Raw genomic sequence first — 12,352 nt, 5'->3', positions numbered from 1 at the left:
AGAGGTCGAGCCGATGACGGACCCCGCAGTCGAACGGGACGCCGCCGAGGCCGCCTCGGCCTTCGCCCACCCCCCGGTCGCGCCCGACGCGAGCGCCGCGTACGGGGACCACCCCGACCAGGTCATCGACTTCTACGCCCCCCGGGGCGCGGGCCAGGCGGGCTCCGCCCCGCTGGTCGTGGTCCTGCACGGCGGGGCCTGGCGGGCCCCCTACGACCGGCAGCACATCACCCCGTTCGCGGACCTCCTCGCGCGGCGGGGCTTCGCCGTCGCCAACGTCGAGTACCGGCGCGGCAGCTCCCTGCCCCACCAGGACGCCGAGGGGCCGGTGGCCGGGCGCTGGCCCGAGACCTTCGACGACGTGGCCGCCGCCATGGACGCCCTGCCCGGCCTGGCCGCGGCGGCCCTGCCCGCCGCCGACTCCCGCCGGACCGTGGTGACCGGCCACTCGGCGGGCGGCCAGCTCGCGCTGTGGGCGGCGGCGCGGCACGTCCTGCCGTACGGGGCGCCCTGGCGGCTGTCCGCCCCGCCGCCGCTGCGCGGTGTGGTGGCGCTGGCCCCGATCGCGGACTTCGGGGCCGCGGAGGAGCTCGGCGTGTGCGGCGGCGCGTCGGCGCAGCTGCTGGGCGGGCCGGAGCACTGGGAGGCCCGGCTGCCCTTCGCCGATCCGGCGGCGCTGCTCCCCACGGGCATCGCCACCGCCGTGGTGCACGGACGGGAGGACATCGTGGTCCCGCCGGCGGTGGCGGAGTCGTACGTGGCCGCGGCCGCGAAGGCGGGCGAGATGGTCGGCCTGACCCTGGTCGAGGGCGTCGGCCACTTCCCCCTGATCGATCCGGCGGCGGACGCCTGCGCGGTGGTCGCGGAGGAGATCGCCCAACTCGCCTGGTAGCCGCCCGGGGTGCGGTGCGGCCGGTCAGCGGCGGGACGCGGTCCGCCGGGGCGGGGTGATGCGGACGCGCTTCCCGGCCGGGGCGCCCTCCATGTCGTCCAGCTGCGCGGTGACCGTCGCGCGCAGGTCGTCGTAGTCCTCGAAGCGGTGGTCGTTGAAGAGCGTGTAGCCCGTCCACATCAGGTTCGCGCAGACCCGCGCCGGCACGCGGCCGGTCCGGGCGCCCATGCCGACCAGCGCCACCGAGCGTATGCTGCCGGGCCGCGTCTCGTTCTGCTGGTGGATCGCCTGGAAGGCGGCCGCGCAGGCCAGGGCCACGTTCAGGGTCTCGCTGACGTTCTGCGAGGACGTCTCCATCGTCGGTGTCGAGATCAGGAACCGCGGGGTGACCGCCCCGGACGGCACGCACACCGCGCTCCCCACCGGGAGGCTGCCCCCGAACCGGTCGCGTATCGCCCGCTGCACGCGCAGCTGGATGCCGGCTCCCAGGAACCGCTTGACGGCCGCGTCGACCCCGCCGTCCATCCGGCCCCGGGAGTTGGTGGGGCTGACCCACGCGTCGACGTCCTCGTCGAGGATCGATCCCCGGCGGATCTCGACCCCGGGGGTGTCGGCGAAGGCGGCCCGCCAGGCTTCCACCACACCGGCGTCGATGTCGGTCAGTACGACCCTGAGCGCAGGCTGCACGCGGTCCTCGGTCATCATCCACTCCTCTTGGGCATCGCTCTTTCGGAACCGCTCACCACGTTAGCGGCGGCCACTGACAATCGACCGCGGCACAGAGCCTCATGACGGTCAATCAGCGCTGTCAGTGCCCGCTGCTAGCCTGCGGAAAGATTCGAAGTCCGGTTCGACATTTCGGAGTTCCTCACCATGCCCGAAAACAACTCCCCGGCCCCCGCCGGACAGCCCGACCCGAATGACCCGCTGGCCCTGGCCGAATTGTTCAAGGGCGGCGGCGAACCGTGGTTTCCGCTGCTCAAGCCGGTCATCGAGGCACAGCCGGGCGCCGCCGCGTTCATCGGTGCGGGCCGCAGCCCGGACGTCGTGCCCGTCCGCGAACTGACCTTCCAGGCGCTCAAGCCGAATCCACCGCACAAGTGGAAGGTCGTCGTCTTCGGGCAGAATCCGTATCCGAGGCCGGAAAGCGCCACGGGCATAGCCATGTTCGACAACACCTTCCACGACTGGAAGGACAGCCAGTTCGGCAGGGTCGTCAGTATTCGCTGCCTCATCAAAGCGGCGGCGATGTGGAAGTACGGAATTCCGAAGAAGACGCCGATCGCCGGGATACGCGCGCTCCTGGAGGAGCGGGACACCGTACAGCCGCCGGAATGGTTCCAGGCGATGCTCACCCAGGGCGTGCTCCTGCTGAACGCGGCGCTCACCGCGGAGTGCGGCGGGCCGCGGGGCGGGGCCGATCCGCACACCGCCTTCTGGCGGCCGGTCGCCGAGCGGATCGTCGAGGAGATCCTCAAGGCCAAGAAGGACGCCGACGAGGAGGACCGCGGCGTCGTCTTCGCCTGGTGGGGGGCACACGCGCGCAGCCTGAAGAAGGTCGTCCTCGAACTCCAGAAGAAGTACCCGGAGGTCGAGGTCCGGCACATCGACCACGCCAATCCCGCGGCCCAGGGCGACGTCTTCTGCGACGGCGACCACTTCGCGACGGTCAACGACGCCCTCGCGTCCGTGGGCGCCGAGCCGGTCGACTGGCTGCCGGCCAAGGGGTGGGACGAGCGGGCCGCCACCGGGACCGGCGGGACGGGCGGTGCGGACGTCGCCGCCCGCATGGGCGCCTTCATCGCGTCCACGATGGAACTGCACCAGCTGTACCTGGAGCGCCTCGCCGGCGTCAAGGACGAGGGCCTCGTCCTCCCCGCGATCACCGGGGTGTTCGACACCCCGCTCATGGAGTTCCGGGAGGCCGTCGCGGCCGTCACCGGGCTGCTGCCCGGTCTCGGCGGGCACGTCGACCGGGCGTACGCGTTCGGCAAGGCGCGGGCGGACTGCGCGGCCGGCGGGCTGTCCGCCGACGCGGTCTCCGCCCTCCACCTCTACACCTGCGAGTCCGCGTTCTACCGGGAGCTCAACGCGGCCCTGCGCTGCCCGGACCGCTCGCGCCTCGACCCCTACCTGCCGTACCTGCGGCTGCTGTTCGCGGCGGTCTCCGGACTGCCCGCCCGCACGGAGCCGCTGTACCGCGGTGTGGCACTGGACCTGCGGGCGCAGTACCCGCTGGGCCGCACCGTCACCTGGTGGGGCGTGTCCTCCTGCACGCCCAAGCTCGGCGTGGCCCGGGGGTTCCTCGGCAGCCGCGGCAAGCGGACGCTCTTCGAGGTGGTGCCCGCCCGGGCCGTGGGCATCCGCGACTTCTCCGCGTTCACCGAGGAGGAGGAGTTCATCCTCTCCCCGGGGACCCAGCTGAAGGTCACGGACGTGCGGACCGCGCGCGGCGGCCTGTGCACCGTGCGGCTGACCGAACTGGAGGAGCAGACCCTGGTGTCCTGACCCGGCGCCGGCCGCCGGGCCTCAGTCCCACCGCTGGTCGGCGAGGGAGGCCACCGGCTGGGGCTTGCCGATCACGGCCAGCGCGATGAAGAAGCCGATCTGGCCGATCGCGACGGTGAGGGTGGCCAGCGCCTTCTCGTCGTCGTGCTTCGCCACCTCGGCGTACAGCGCGTCCGGGACGCGCTCCCCGCCGTGCGGGGCGGGCTGGAGGGTGGCCTCCACCAGCGCGAGCGCGGCACGCTCGGCCTCGCCCGGGTCGGACATGCGCGAGACCCGGGGGCGGTGGCGGTGGCGGAGGTGTTCGTCATGGCTGCTGCTCTCCTTCGGTCGGTGTCTTCACCGCACTGACGGACGGGAGAGCGCGGATGTGACAGGTCCGGGGAGGACAATCCGGAACGTTCCTCACGCCGCCGGGGGCGGGGGCAGGTGCGCGACGGAGTGGGTGAAGTACGTCCGCAGGTCCTCGGCCCTCGCGTAGGCCCGTCTCACGTACACCTCCCAGGGTCTGACGATCGCCGGGTCCTCGTACCGGCGGCTGCCCGTGTGGACGCCGGCGGGAGTGTGGAGGACCTCGTACAGGACGCGGCCGTCCAGGATCACGATCTCCGGCAGCGGACCGCCGCCCGCCGCCTCGGCGAAGGAGAACTCCTCGGCGGACAGCACCCGCGTCTGGTGGCCGGCCTCGGCGCGCATGTGCAGCCAGTGCAGCTGCCACTGCACGTACGGGGACAGCGGCTCCTCCACCACCCGCAGCCGGCGGAGGGGCGAGCCGTTGCGGCTGTCGTCGTCGGCGGCCCTGCGCGCGGTGGTGCGTTCCGCCTCGATCAGCCGGAGCGCCTCCCGCCAGTCGCCCCGGCGCAGCGCCTCGCGGGCCGGATCGCCGGTCTCCTCGACGTGCTGGAGCCGCTCCAGCCACCAGGAATCGCCGTTGCGGATCGCCGCGCGGCGGGCCCGCAGGTCCTCGGCGTAGGCGTCGGCGCCGAGCGCCTCGCCTCGGGTCGCCGGGAGCGCCGGCGCGCGGAGATCGTGCATGGAATCCCCAGCCGTGGGTGACGAATGGGCCGACTGTACCGAACGTGATCCACCGCACGCGGTACGTGTCCGCGCGGGTCTGCCGAATCGTGTCTTCAGCTCCCGGGCACGCCGAAGGGGCGGGGTGCGCGGTGCGCTCCCCGCCCCTTCGGACAGGTGGCCGTCGTGGCCGTCGTGGCCGTCGTGGCCGTGCGGCCGTCCCGGCCGTCGTGGCTAGAGGAACGAGTTGATCTCGATCGTCTCGGTGCGGCCGGGGCCGACGCCGATCGCGGAGATCGGCGCGCCCGACATCTCCTCCAGCGCCTTCACGTAGTTCTGCGCGTTCTTCGGCAGGTCGGAGAAGGTCTTGGCCTTGGTGATGTCCTCGGACCAGCCCGGGAGGGTCTCGTAGATCGGCTTCGCGTGGTGGAAGTCCGTCTGCGAGTACGGCAGCTCCTCGACGCGCTTGCCGTCGATCTCGTACGCGACGCAGACGGGGATCTCCTCCCAGCCGGTCAGCACGTCCAGCTTGGTGAGGAAGAAGTCCGTCAGGCCGTTCACGCGGGTGGCGTAGCGGGCGATCGGCGCGTCGAACCAGCCGCAGCGCCGGTCGCGGCCGGTGGTCACACCGCGCTCGCCGCCGATGCGGCGCAGCGCCTCGCCGTCCTCGTCGAACAGCTCGGTCGGGAACGGGCCCGCGCCGACGCGGGTCGTGTAGGCCTTGAGGATGCCGATGACGCGGCTGATCTTCGTCGGGCCCACGCCGGTGCCGGTGCAGGCGCCGCCGGCGGTCGGGTTCGAGGAGGTGACGAAGGGGTACGTGCCGTGGTCGACGTCGAGCAGGGTGCCCTGGCCGCCCTCGAAGAGCACGACCTTGTCGTCGTCCAGCGCGTTGTTGAGGATCAGGGTCGTGTCGGCGACGTAACCCTTGATCTGGTCCGCGTACTGGAGCATCTCCTCCACGATCGCGGAGGCCTCGATCGCGCGGCGGTTGTACAGCTTCGCGAGGAGCTGGTTCTTCCCCTCGAGGGCCGCTTCGACCTTCTGGGTGAGGATCGACTCGTCGTAGAGGTCCTGGACGCGGATGCCGATGCGGTTGATCTTGTCCGCGTACGTCGGGCCGATGCCGCGACCCGTGGTGCCGATCTTGCGCTTGCCGAGGAAGCGCTCGCCGACCTTGTCGAGGGTGACGTTGTACGGCGTGATCAGGTGCGCGTTGCCGCTGATGAGCAGCTTGGAGGTGTCGATGCCGCGCTCGTTCAGACCGCGCAGCTCGGAGAGCAGGACGGCCGGGTCGACGACGACACCGTTGCCGATGACCGGGGTGCATCCGGGGGAGAGGATGCCGGACGGGAGAAGGTGCAGCGCGTACTTCTGGTCGCCTACGACCACGGTGTGGCCGGCGTTGTTGCCACCCTGGTAGCGCACTACATAGTCAACGGATCCACCGAGCAGGTCGGTGGCCTTTCCCTTGCCCTCGTCACCCCACTGAGCTCCGAGCAGCACAAGAGCGGGCACAGGCGTACACCTCTTCCGGATGGGGCATGTCCAAGGTCAGGGGGCGTACGACGATGTACACCGCAGGCTGAGCCGTCGGACCGGTACCCCGGAATAGACGAAGGCCCTGGCGCAATAGCGCAAGGGCCTCTTGCACAAAGATGCTACCCGAGGAAGGACCGAGGTGTCGGCTCCAGAGCCCGCCATGAGCCATGCGGGCGCGCCGGTAGGCGGCCTGCTCGTGCTCGTCGACCCGGTCGCCCGCCGTCTTGACGGCGAGTCCGTGCGAATCGCGAAGGATGTGTTGTCAGCGGGAGCCGCGGCGAAAATCTGCCTCCCGGATTCGCAGGAGGAATTCGCGCGGGCCCTCGCCCGCCGGGGTCATCGGCGGCCGGTGATCGTGGGGGACGACCGGGCACTGGTGCTGGCCGTGGGGCTGCTGCACCGGGAGCCGGAGCCGGGGGACGGAGTGGTCTCGCTGGTCCCGGTGGGGGCGCCCGGGTCCCTGGCGCTGGCCCGCTCGCTCGGGGTGCCGCTGTCGGCGGTGCTGGCGGCCCGGGCGGCGCTGGACGGGGTGGCCCGGCCGCGTGACCTGCTGGTCGACGACGGGGGCGGCGTGGTGCTGGGCGGGCTGCGGATCAGCCCGCCGGTGACCGCCGTACGGCGGGGCGGGGGCTACCGCTCGCTGCTGCGGACGCTGCTGCCGGGCCCGGCGGCTCCGCTGCGGCCGGTGCAGCGGCTGCGGGTGGAGGTGGACGGGGTGGTGCTGGCCGACGGGGACCGGCCCGTGGAGGACGTGGCCGTACGGACCGCCGGGGGCGGGGCGGGGCCGGCGGAAGTGGTGGTCCGGCTGGCGGGTGCGCTGCCGCTGACGGGCCGCGCGGAGGCGGTCACGGTGTCCGGAGTGTCTGGTATGTCCGAGGAGGACTTCCGCTACCGGGCCGACCACGCCCTGGCCGGCCCGGTGCGCCGTCGTACCTGGACGGTGCGGCGGTCCGCGTGGTCGCTGACACTGCCCGGGTGAGGCGGCGTACGGCCGGCCCGAGCGGGGGCGCACCCGGTGGGCGTCGCCCCGCTCGGCGCGGCCGGGCTCGGTGCGCCCCCGCTCGGCGCGGCCGGGCTCGGTGCTGCGCCCGCAGGCCCTAGAACTCCACCAGCAGCTCCCGCAGGCCCCGGATCACATAGCCGTCCTGCCACCGCGGCTCCCGCACGAGCCGCATCGGCGGGCCGCCCGCGTCGAGCAGTGCCCCGAAGGAGGCCACCAGCTCCAGCCGGGCCAGGGGGGCGCCCAGGCAGTAGTGGATCCCCGCTCCGAAGGTCAGGTGTGGATTGTCGGCCCGCTCGAGGTCCAGCGCGTCCGGGTCCTCGAAGCGCGCCGGATCCCGGTTCGCGGACCCGAAGAGCAGCGCCACCTCGGCTCCCCGGGGGATGACGGTGTCCCCGACCTCGATGTCGTCGAGCACCCAGCGCTCGAACATCTGGAGGGGTGTGTCGTAGCGCATCAGTTCATCCACAGCTGTGGACAACTTTTCCGGATTCACCGTTCCGGGGCCCGCCCGCAGGGCGGAAAGCTGCCCGGGGTTGCGGAACAGGGCCCACCAGCCGTTCACCGTGGTGTTCACGGTCGCCTCGTGCCCGGCGTTCAGCAGGAGGACACAGGTCGAGATCATCTCCTGCTCGCTGAGCCGGCCGGCGTCATCGTGGGCGACGATCAGCCCGGAGATCAAATCCGCACCGGGCTCCTTGCGGCGCTCGGCGATCAGCTCGCGCAGGTACGCGCTGAACTCCACGCTCGCCGTCACCGCCCGCCGCGCGGTCTCCGCGTCGGGCCGCAGCTCGAACATCCCGCAGATGTCCGCCGACCAGGGTCTCAGCAGCCCCCGGTCCGCCTCCGGGATCCCCAGGAGCTCCGCGATCACCGCCACCGGCAGGGGTTCGGCGACGGCCGTGAGCAGGTCCCCGCCTCCGGCGTCCCGCAGCCCGTCGACCAGTTCCCGGGCCAGCCGCTCGACCGACGGCGCGAGCCGCTCCACCCTGCGCGGGGTGAACGCCTTCGACACCAGCCGCCGCACCCGGGCATGCGCGGGGTCCTCCAGGTCCAGCAGGCCGTTCCCGTTGAGCACGTGGAACGGCTCGTGCTCCGGCGGCGGGGCCTCGCGCCCGAACTCCTCGTGACTGAACCGGTGGAGGTACGTCCTCCCCAGCCGCCGGTCCCGTAGCAGGGCGCTCACGTCGGCGTAGTGCGGCACCAGCCACTGACCCGTCGCCTCGCACCACACAGCCCGGCCCTGCTCCCGCAACTCCCGGTAAGCGGGGTACGGATCGGCGACGAAGGCGGCGTCCCACGGATCAAAACCCATCCCCGCACCCTAAGGGCGCCCCGCTCTAACCGGGCGTCACCAGCCGGGTTTCATAGGCGTACACCGCGGCCTGGGTCCGGTCCCGCAGCCCCAGCTTCACCAGGATCCGGCTCACATGCGTCTTGACCGTGGACTCCGCGACGAGCAGCCGGTCCGCTATCTCCCCGTTGGACAGCCCTTGCGCGATCAGCACCAGCACCTCCGTCTCCCGCTCCGTCAACTCCGCCACTCCTGACGGGTCCGCGGCCCTCCGCACCTCCGACAGCTTCGAGAACTCCGCGATCAGCCGCTTCGTCACCGACGGGGCCAGCAGTGCCTCTCCGGCCGCCACCACCCGCACCCCCTCCGCCAGCTGCCGGGCGGAGGCGTCCTTCAGCAGGAACCCGGACGCCCCCGCCCGCAGCGCCTGGTACACGTACTCGTCGAGGTCGAAGGTCGTCAGGACCAGCACCTTCGCGTCCGAGTCCGCCGCCACGATCTGCCGCGTCGCCTCCAGGCCGTTCAGCTCCGGCATCCGGATGTCCATCAGCACCACGTCCGGTCTCAGGGCCGCCACCTGCGCGATGGCCTGCCTGCCGTCGACCGCCTCTCCGACGACCTCGATGCCCTCCATCGCGTTCAGCAGGACGGAGAAACCCTCGCGGACCATCATCTGGTCGTCGACGATCAGCACCCGGATCGTCATACCGGCTCCTCCTCCGACCGGGGCCGATTGCGCACCGGTATGAAGACGGCCACCTCGTACCCGCCCGCCGCGGTCTCCCCGGCCGTCATCTCCCCCTCCAGCATGGCCACCCGCTCCCGCATCCCGGTGATCCCGTGCCCGGCGCCCGGAGAAGGCCGGACGTCACCGGCCGCCGGGCCGTTGACCACCCGTATCCCCAGCCCGCCCAGCACGTACGACACCTCCACCCCGGCCACCGCCCCCGGGGCGTGCCGCAGGCTGTTGCTCAGGGCCTCCTGGATGATCCTGTACGCCGACAGCTCCACGCCCTGCGGCAGCTCGCGCACCGCCCCCGTGACCGTCTTGTCCACCCGCAGCCCCGCCTCCCGCACATTCGCCAGCAGCCCGTCCAGGGAAGCGAGCGTCGGCTGCGGGGCGTCCGGCGCCTCGTAGTCCGCGGACCGCACCACACCCAGCACCCGGCGCAGCTCCGTCAGAGCCGCCACCGCGTTCTCCCGGATGGTGACGAAGGCAGCCTCCAGCTCCGGCGGCGGATTCTTCACCCGGTACGGGGCCGCCTCGGCCTGGATCGCCACCACCGACATGTGGTGCGCGACCACGTCGTGCAGCTCCCGCGCGATGGTCGTCCGTTCCTCGAGCAGGGTCCGCCGGTCCCGCTCCACGGCCGTCTCCTCCTGCTGGGCGATGACCGCCCGCCGCGCCTCCCTGCGGGTGTTGCGGACCGTCACCGCCAGCAGGGCGACCGCCGAGAAGAAGGCCATCGGCGCGACCGTGGTGCCGTCCCCGTCCCCCACCAGGACCGGAAGGACCGTCCCGTACAGCAGGGTGATGACCCACATCCACCCGGCGGCCCGGGGCCGGACCCGCACGGCCACGAAGGTCATGACGGCCAGGGTCGCGAGGAAGGTGCTCGGCGACCAGGGCCAGGTCATGGTCCGGTCGGAGACCATCGACAGGGCGGTGGTCACGGCCAGTACCACCCAGAACGCACCCGCGGGCCGCACCAGGGTCATCAGTACCGGTGCCGCCGCCAGGAGCCCCAGCAGCAGGAACTGGAGCGGCGGACCGCCGTACAGGCCGTCGCTGCTCGCGAGCACGGTGACGAAGAACGCCGTGGCGACCACCACCACATGCGGCAGGTAGGCCGCCTTGGCGCGTATCCCCCGCGGCAGCCGGCGCACCAGAGGTCCGTCCGTACGCATCGGGGGAAGCGGCCGGTAGGCGAAGGCATCGGTGAGCAGGTCGTCCCGCAGGCTCTGGATCAAGCCTGAAGCCAGCCGCAGTTCGGGGGGCCGGGGGCTCACCCCGGTGGTCGTCTCGGTCATGTCCAAACCGTAGGCCGCCGCCGCCCTCGACCGCGTCGCCGCTGAAGGGGATATGTCGGCCTCCCTCTCAGGTACTACGCGGGGCCCTCAGTAGCCCGCCGGGCGGACCAGCCCCGTCTCATAGGCGAACACCGCGGCCTGGGTCCGGTCCCGCAGTCCGAGCTTCAACAGGATCCGTCCCACATGGGACTTCACCGTCTGCTCGGCCACCACGAGGTGCGCCGCGATCTCCGCGTTGGACAGGCCCTGGGCGATCAGCGACAGCACCTCGGTCTCCCGCTCCGTCAGCTCCTCGATCCGCGCCCTGGACGGTGCGCGCGGAGCGCCCAGCCGGGAGAACTCGGTGATCAGCCGTCTCGTGATGTTCGGTGACAGCAGGGCCTCCCCGGCCGCGACCACCCGCACGGCCTCGGCCAGCTGGGCGGCGGAGGCGTCCTTCAGGAGGAAGCCGGAGGCGCCCGCGCGCAGCGCCTCGTACACGTACTCGTCCAGGTCGAAGGTGGTCAGCACCAGGACCTTCACCGCCGAACCCGGTGTGCCCGTGATGACGGAGGTGGCCTCGATGCCGCCCATCCCCGGCATGCGGATGTCCATCAGGACCACGTCCGGGACGAGTTCGCCGGCCTTCGTCACGGCGTCCGCGCCGTCCACGGCCTGGCCGACCACCTCGATGCCGGGCTCTGCGTTCAGCAGGACGGTGAAACCCTGCCTGACCATCATCTGGTCGTCGGCGATCATCACCCTGATCGGAGTGCTCATACGTCCTTCTTCATGTCGGAGGGCTGACCTCCCGGCGGATCCAGCGGGAGGACGGCGCTCACCTCGTACCCGCCGCCGGGCCGCGGGCCCGCGGCCAGTTCGCCCCCCAGCATGCCCGCCCGTTCCCGCATGCCGAGCAGCCCGTGCCCGGTCCCGGGCGAGGGCGGGGCGGGCCGGGTCGGGGCGGAGTTCGCGACGCACAGGTGCAGGTCGCGTGGCCCGTAGGCGATGCCCACCTCCACCCGGGAACCGGGGGCGTGCCGCAGGCAGTTGCTCAGGGCCTCCTGCACGATCCGGTAGGCGGTGAGTTCCACACCGGGGGCCAGCGGCCGCCGTATGCCGGCGATCTCCGCGGTCACCTCCAGCCCGGCGCCCCGCACGTTGTCCACGAGGGCGTCGAGCTCGGCGAGGGTGGGCTGCGGATGGTGCGGGTCCGCAGGATCGTCCGCCTGCTCGGAGCGCAGTACGCCGAGGACGCGGCGCAATTCCGTGAGGGCCTCCAGCGCGTTCTGCCGGATGCCCGCGAGGTTCTCCTTCAGCTCCGCCGAGGGGTTCTCCACCAGGTGGGGGGCCACCTGCGCCTGGATGGAGATCACCGACATGTGATGGGCGACCACGTCATGGAGCTCGCGGGCGATGCGGCTGCGCTCCTCCAGCAGCGTCCGCCGCGCCCGCTCCTCCTCCGTCAGCGTCTCCTGTGCGACGAGCCGGCCACGGGCCAGCCGCGTCGCCCGCAGGGCGTATCCGAGGAGCCCGGTGAAACCGAAGACGAGGCCGGACAGGAAGAAGCTGCTGGCGCTCAGCTCCGGCCTGAAGAACAGTTCGGCCAGCCCGGTGAAGGCCAGGGAGACGGCCACGACCGCTCCGGTCACCCGGGCCGGCACCCGCAGGGCGACCAGCAGGACCAGCGGGATGAAGGAGAGCACCGCACCCGGCATCCACGGCCAGGTCTGCCCTTGCCCGACGTGATCGTGGATCACGTAGGCGATCAGTCCCGTCGTGATCAGGCCGAGCCACCAGGCGGCGACCGGCCGCGACAGCGCGAGCCCGATCGACAGCCCGGTCAGGAGGGACATGACCACGGGTGGTCCGCCCGTGACGTGGTAGTGCTCGAAGAGCTGCTGGTTGGTCAGGAAACCGAAGAAGACGGCCAGGTACACGACCACCACCTGCGGCAGCCGGCTCAGCCACCGGGGCCGCGACATCTTCGGCAGCGGATCCCGCCGCAGGGTGAACAGTTCCTGGAGCAGGGCGGCGCCAGCCTCGGCGGTCGACGGCTCGGCGGGCGGGACGGATCGCTGGGTCACACGGGCCA

Annotated in this window: 11 protein-coding genes and 1 pseudogene; 3 read left to right on the top strand and 9 right to left on the bottom strand. The window is 72.2% G+C overall.

The window, feature by feature from the left end:
* The first annotated feature begins 13 nt into the window (after window positions 1-13).
* A complete protein-coding gene (locus ACZ514_RS10790) occupies window positions 14-892 on the top strand; it encodes an alpha/beta hydrolase family protein (protein ID WP_468163661.1) in 879 nt (292 codons plus the stop codon).
* A 24-nt stretch (window positions 893-916) separates the two neighbouring features.
* Here the strand turns inward: ACZ514_RS10790 and ACZ514_RS10785 are convergent, their stop codons facing one another.
* A complete protein-coding gene (locus tag ACZ514_RS10785; RefSeq protein WP_468699451.1) occupies window positions 917-1,594 on the bottom strand; it encodes a macro domain-containing protein in 678 nt (225 codons plus the stop codon).
* A gap of 171 nt (window positions 1,595-1,765) precedes the next feature.
* Between ACZ514_RS10785 and ACZ514_RS10780 the strand changes: the two genes are divergently transcribed.
* Entirely contained in the window at window positions 1,766-3,400 is a 1,635-nt protein-coding gene (locus tag ACZ514_RS10780; RefSeq protein WP_469124550.1) for an ADP-ribosyltransferase domain-containing protein, read from the top strand.
* Between the two features lie 21 nt (window positions 3,401-3,421).
* Here the strand turns inward: ACZ514_RS10780 and ACZ514_RS10775 are convergent.
* From ACZ514_RS10775 to ACZ514_RS10765, 3 genes and pseudogenes are all read right to left on the bottom strand, one after another.
* Window positions 3,422-3,649, bottom strand: a pseudogene (locus tag ACZ514_RS10775) (carboxymuconolactone decarboxylase family protein); the annotation flags it as partial.
* Window positions 3,650-3,802: 153 nt separating this feature from the next.
* On the bottom strand, window positions 3,803-4,432 hold the full coding sequence (locus ACZ514_RS10770; protein WP_469124549.1) for a DUF6879 family protein: 630 nt from the start codon (window positions 4,430-4,432) through the stop codon (window positions 3,803-3,805).
* Between the two features lie 213 nt (window positions 4,433-4,645).
* Complete coding sequence (locus ACZ514_RS10765) at window positions 4,646-5,929, bottom strand: adenylosuccinate synthase (RefSeq protein ID WP_388933359.1); 1,284 nt, start codon at window positions 5,927-5,929, stop codon at window positions 4,646-4,648.
* Window positions 5,930-6,113: 184 nt separating this feature from the next.
* Here ACZ514_RS10765 and ACZ514_RS10760 point away from each other — a divergent pair, with 184 nt between their 5' ends.
* Window positions 6,114-6,932, top strand: a complete 819-nt coding sequence (locus tag ACZ514_RS10760) for a diacylglycerol kinase (RefSeq protein ID WP_469124692.1) — start codon at window positions 6,114-6,116, stop codon at window positions 6,930-6,932.
* Between the two features lie 118 nt (window positions 6,933-7,050).
* Here ACZ514_RS10760 and ACZ514_RS10755 read toward each other — a convergent pair whose 3' ends face one another.
* The 5 genes from ACZ514_RS10755 to ACZ514_RS10735 form a co-directional block, all read right to left on the bottom strand.
* On the bottom strand, window positions 7,051-8,268 hold the full coding sequence (locus ACZ514_RS10755; protein WP_469124548.1) for a cytochrome P450: 1,218 nt from the start codon (window positions 8,266-8,268) through the stop codon (window positions 7,051-7,053).
* A gap of 25 nt (window positions 8,269-8,293) precedes the next feature.
* Window positions 8,294-8,953: a response regulator gene (locus tag ACZ514_RS10750; protein ID WP_469124547.1), complete on the bottom strand. Its 660-nt coding sequence runs from the start codon at window positions 8,951-8,953 to the stop codon at window positions 8,294-8,296.
* The gene (locus ACZ514_RS10745; RefSeq protein WP_469124546.1) at window positions 8,950-10,278 is read right to left on the bottom strand and encodes a sensor histidine kinase; all 1,329 of its coding nucleotides are present in this window, start codon (window positions 10,276-10,278) and stop codon (window positions 8,950-8,952) included. Before ACZ514_RS10745 ends, ACZ514_RS10750 begins: the two co-directional genes overlap by 4 nt.
* Before the next feature lie 87 nt (window positions 10,279-10,365).
* A complete protein-coding gene (locus ACZ514_RS10740) occupies window positions 10,366-11,037 on the bottom strand; it encodes a response regulator (RefSeq protein WP_468699457.1) in 672 nt (223 codons plus the stop codon).
* Window positions 11,034-12,344: a sensor histidine kinase gene (locus tag ACZ514_RS10735; RefSeq protein ID WP_469124545.1), complete on the bottom strand. Its 1,311-nt coding sequence runs from the start codon at window positions 12,342-12,344 to the stop codon at window positions 11,034-11,036. Before ACZ514_RS10735 ends, ACZ514_RS10740 begins: the two co-directional genes overlap by 4 nt.
* Window positions 12,345-12,352: the final 8 nt, after the last annotated feature.

The sequence above is a fragment of the Streptomyces sp. NPDC034086 genome, from assembly GCF_055575515.1.
Note: the sequence above shows the minus strand (reverse complement) of the source record. Positions and strands in the feature narration are given on the sequence as shown.

Excerpts from the sequence above, each read along its gene's own strand:
- ACZ514_RS10790 (WP_468163661.1), top strand. The coding sequence starts at position 14 with ATGACGGACCCCGCAGTCGAACGGGACGCCGCCGAGGCCGCCTCGGCC.
- ACZ514_RS10785 (WP_468699451.1), bottom strand. The coding sequence starts at position 1,594 with ATGACCGAGGACCGCGTGCAGCCTGCGCTCAGGGTCGTACTGACCGAC.
- ACZ514_RS10780 (WP_469124550.1), top strand. The coding sequence starts at position 1,766 with ATGCCCGAAAACAACTCCCCGGCCCCCGCCGGACAGCCCGACCCGAAT.
- ACZ514_RS10770 (WP_469124549.1), bottom strand. The coding sequence starts at position 4,432 with ATGCACGATCTCCGCGCGCCGGCGCTCCCGGCGACCCGAGGCGAGGCG.
- ACZ514_RS10760 (WP_469124692.1), top strand. The coding sequence starts at position 6,114 with ATGAGCCATGCGGGCGCGCCGGTAGGCGGCCTGCTCGTGCTCGTCGAC.
- ACZ514_RS10755 (WP_469124548.1), bottom strand. The coding sequence starts at position 8,268 with ATGGGTTTTGATCCGTGGGACGCCGCCTTCGTCGCCGATCCGTACCCC.
- ACZ514_RS10750 (WP_469124547.1), bottom strand. The coding sequence starts at position 8,953 with ATGACGATCCGGGTGCTGATCGTCGACGACCAGATGATGGTCCGCGAG.
- ACZ514_RS10745 (WP_469124546.1), bottom strand. The coding sequence starts at position 10,278 with ATGACCGAGACGACCACCGGGGTGAGCCCCCGGCCCCCCGAACTGCGG.
- ACZ514_RS10740 (WP_468699457.1), bottom strand. The coding sequence starts at position 11,037 with ATGAGCACTCCGATCAGGGTGATGATCGCCGACGACCAGATGATGGTC.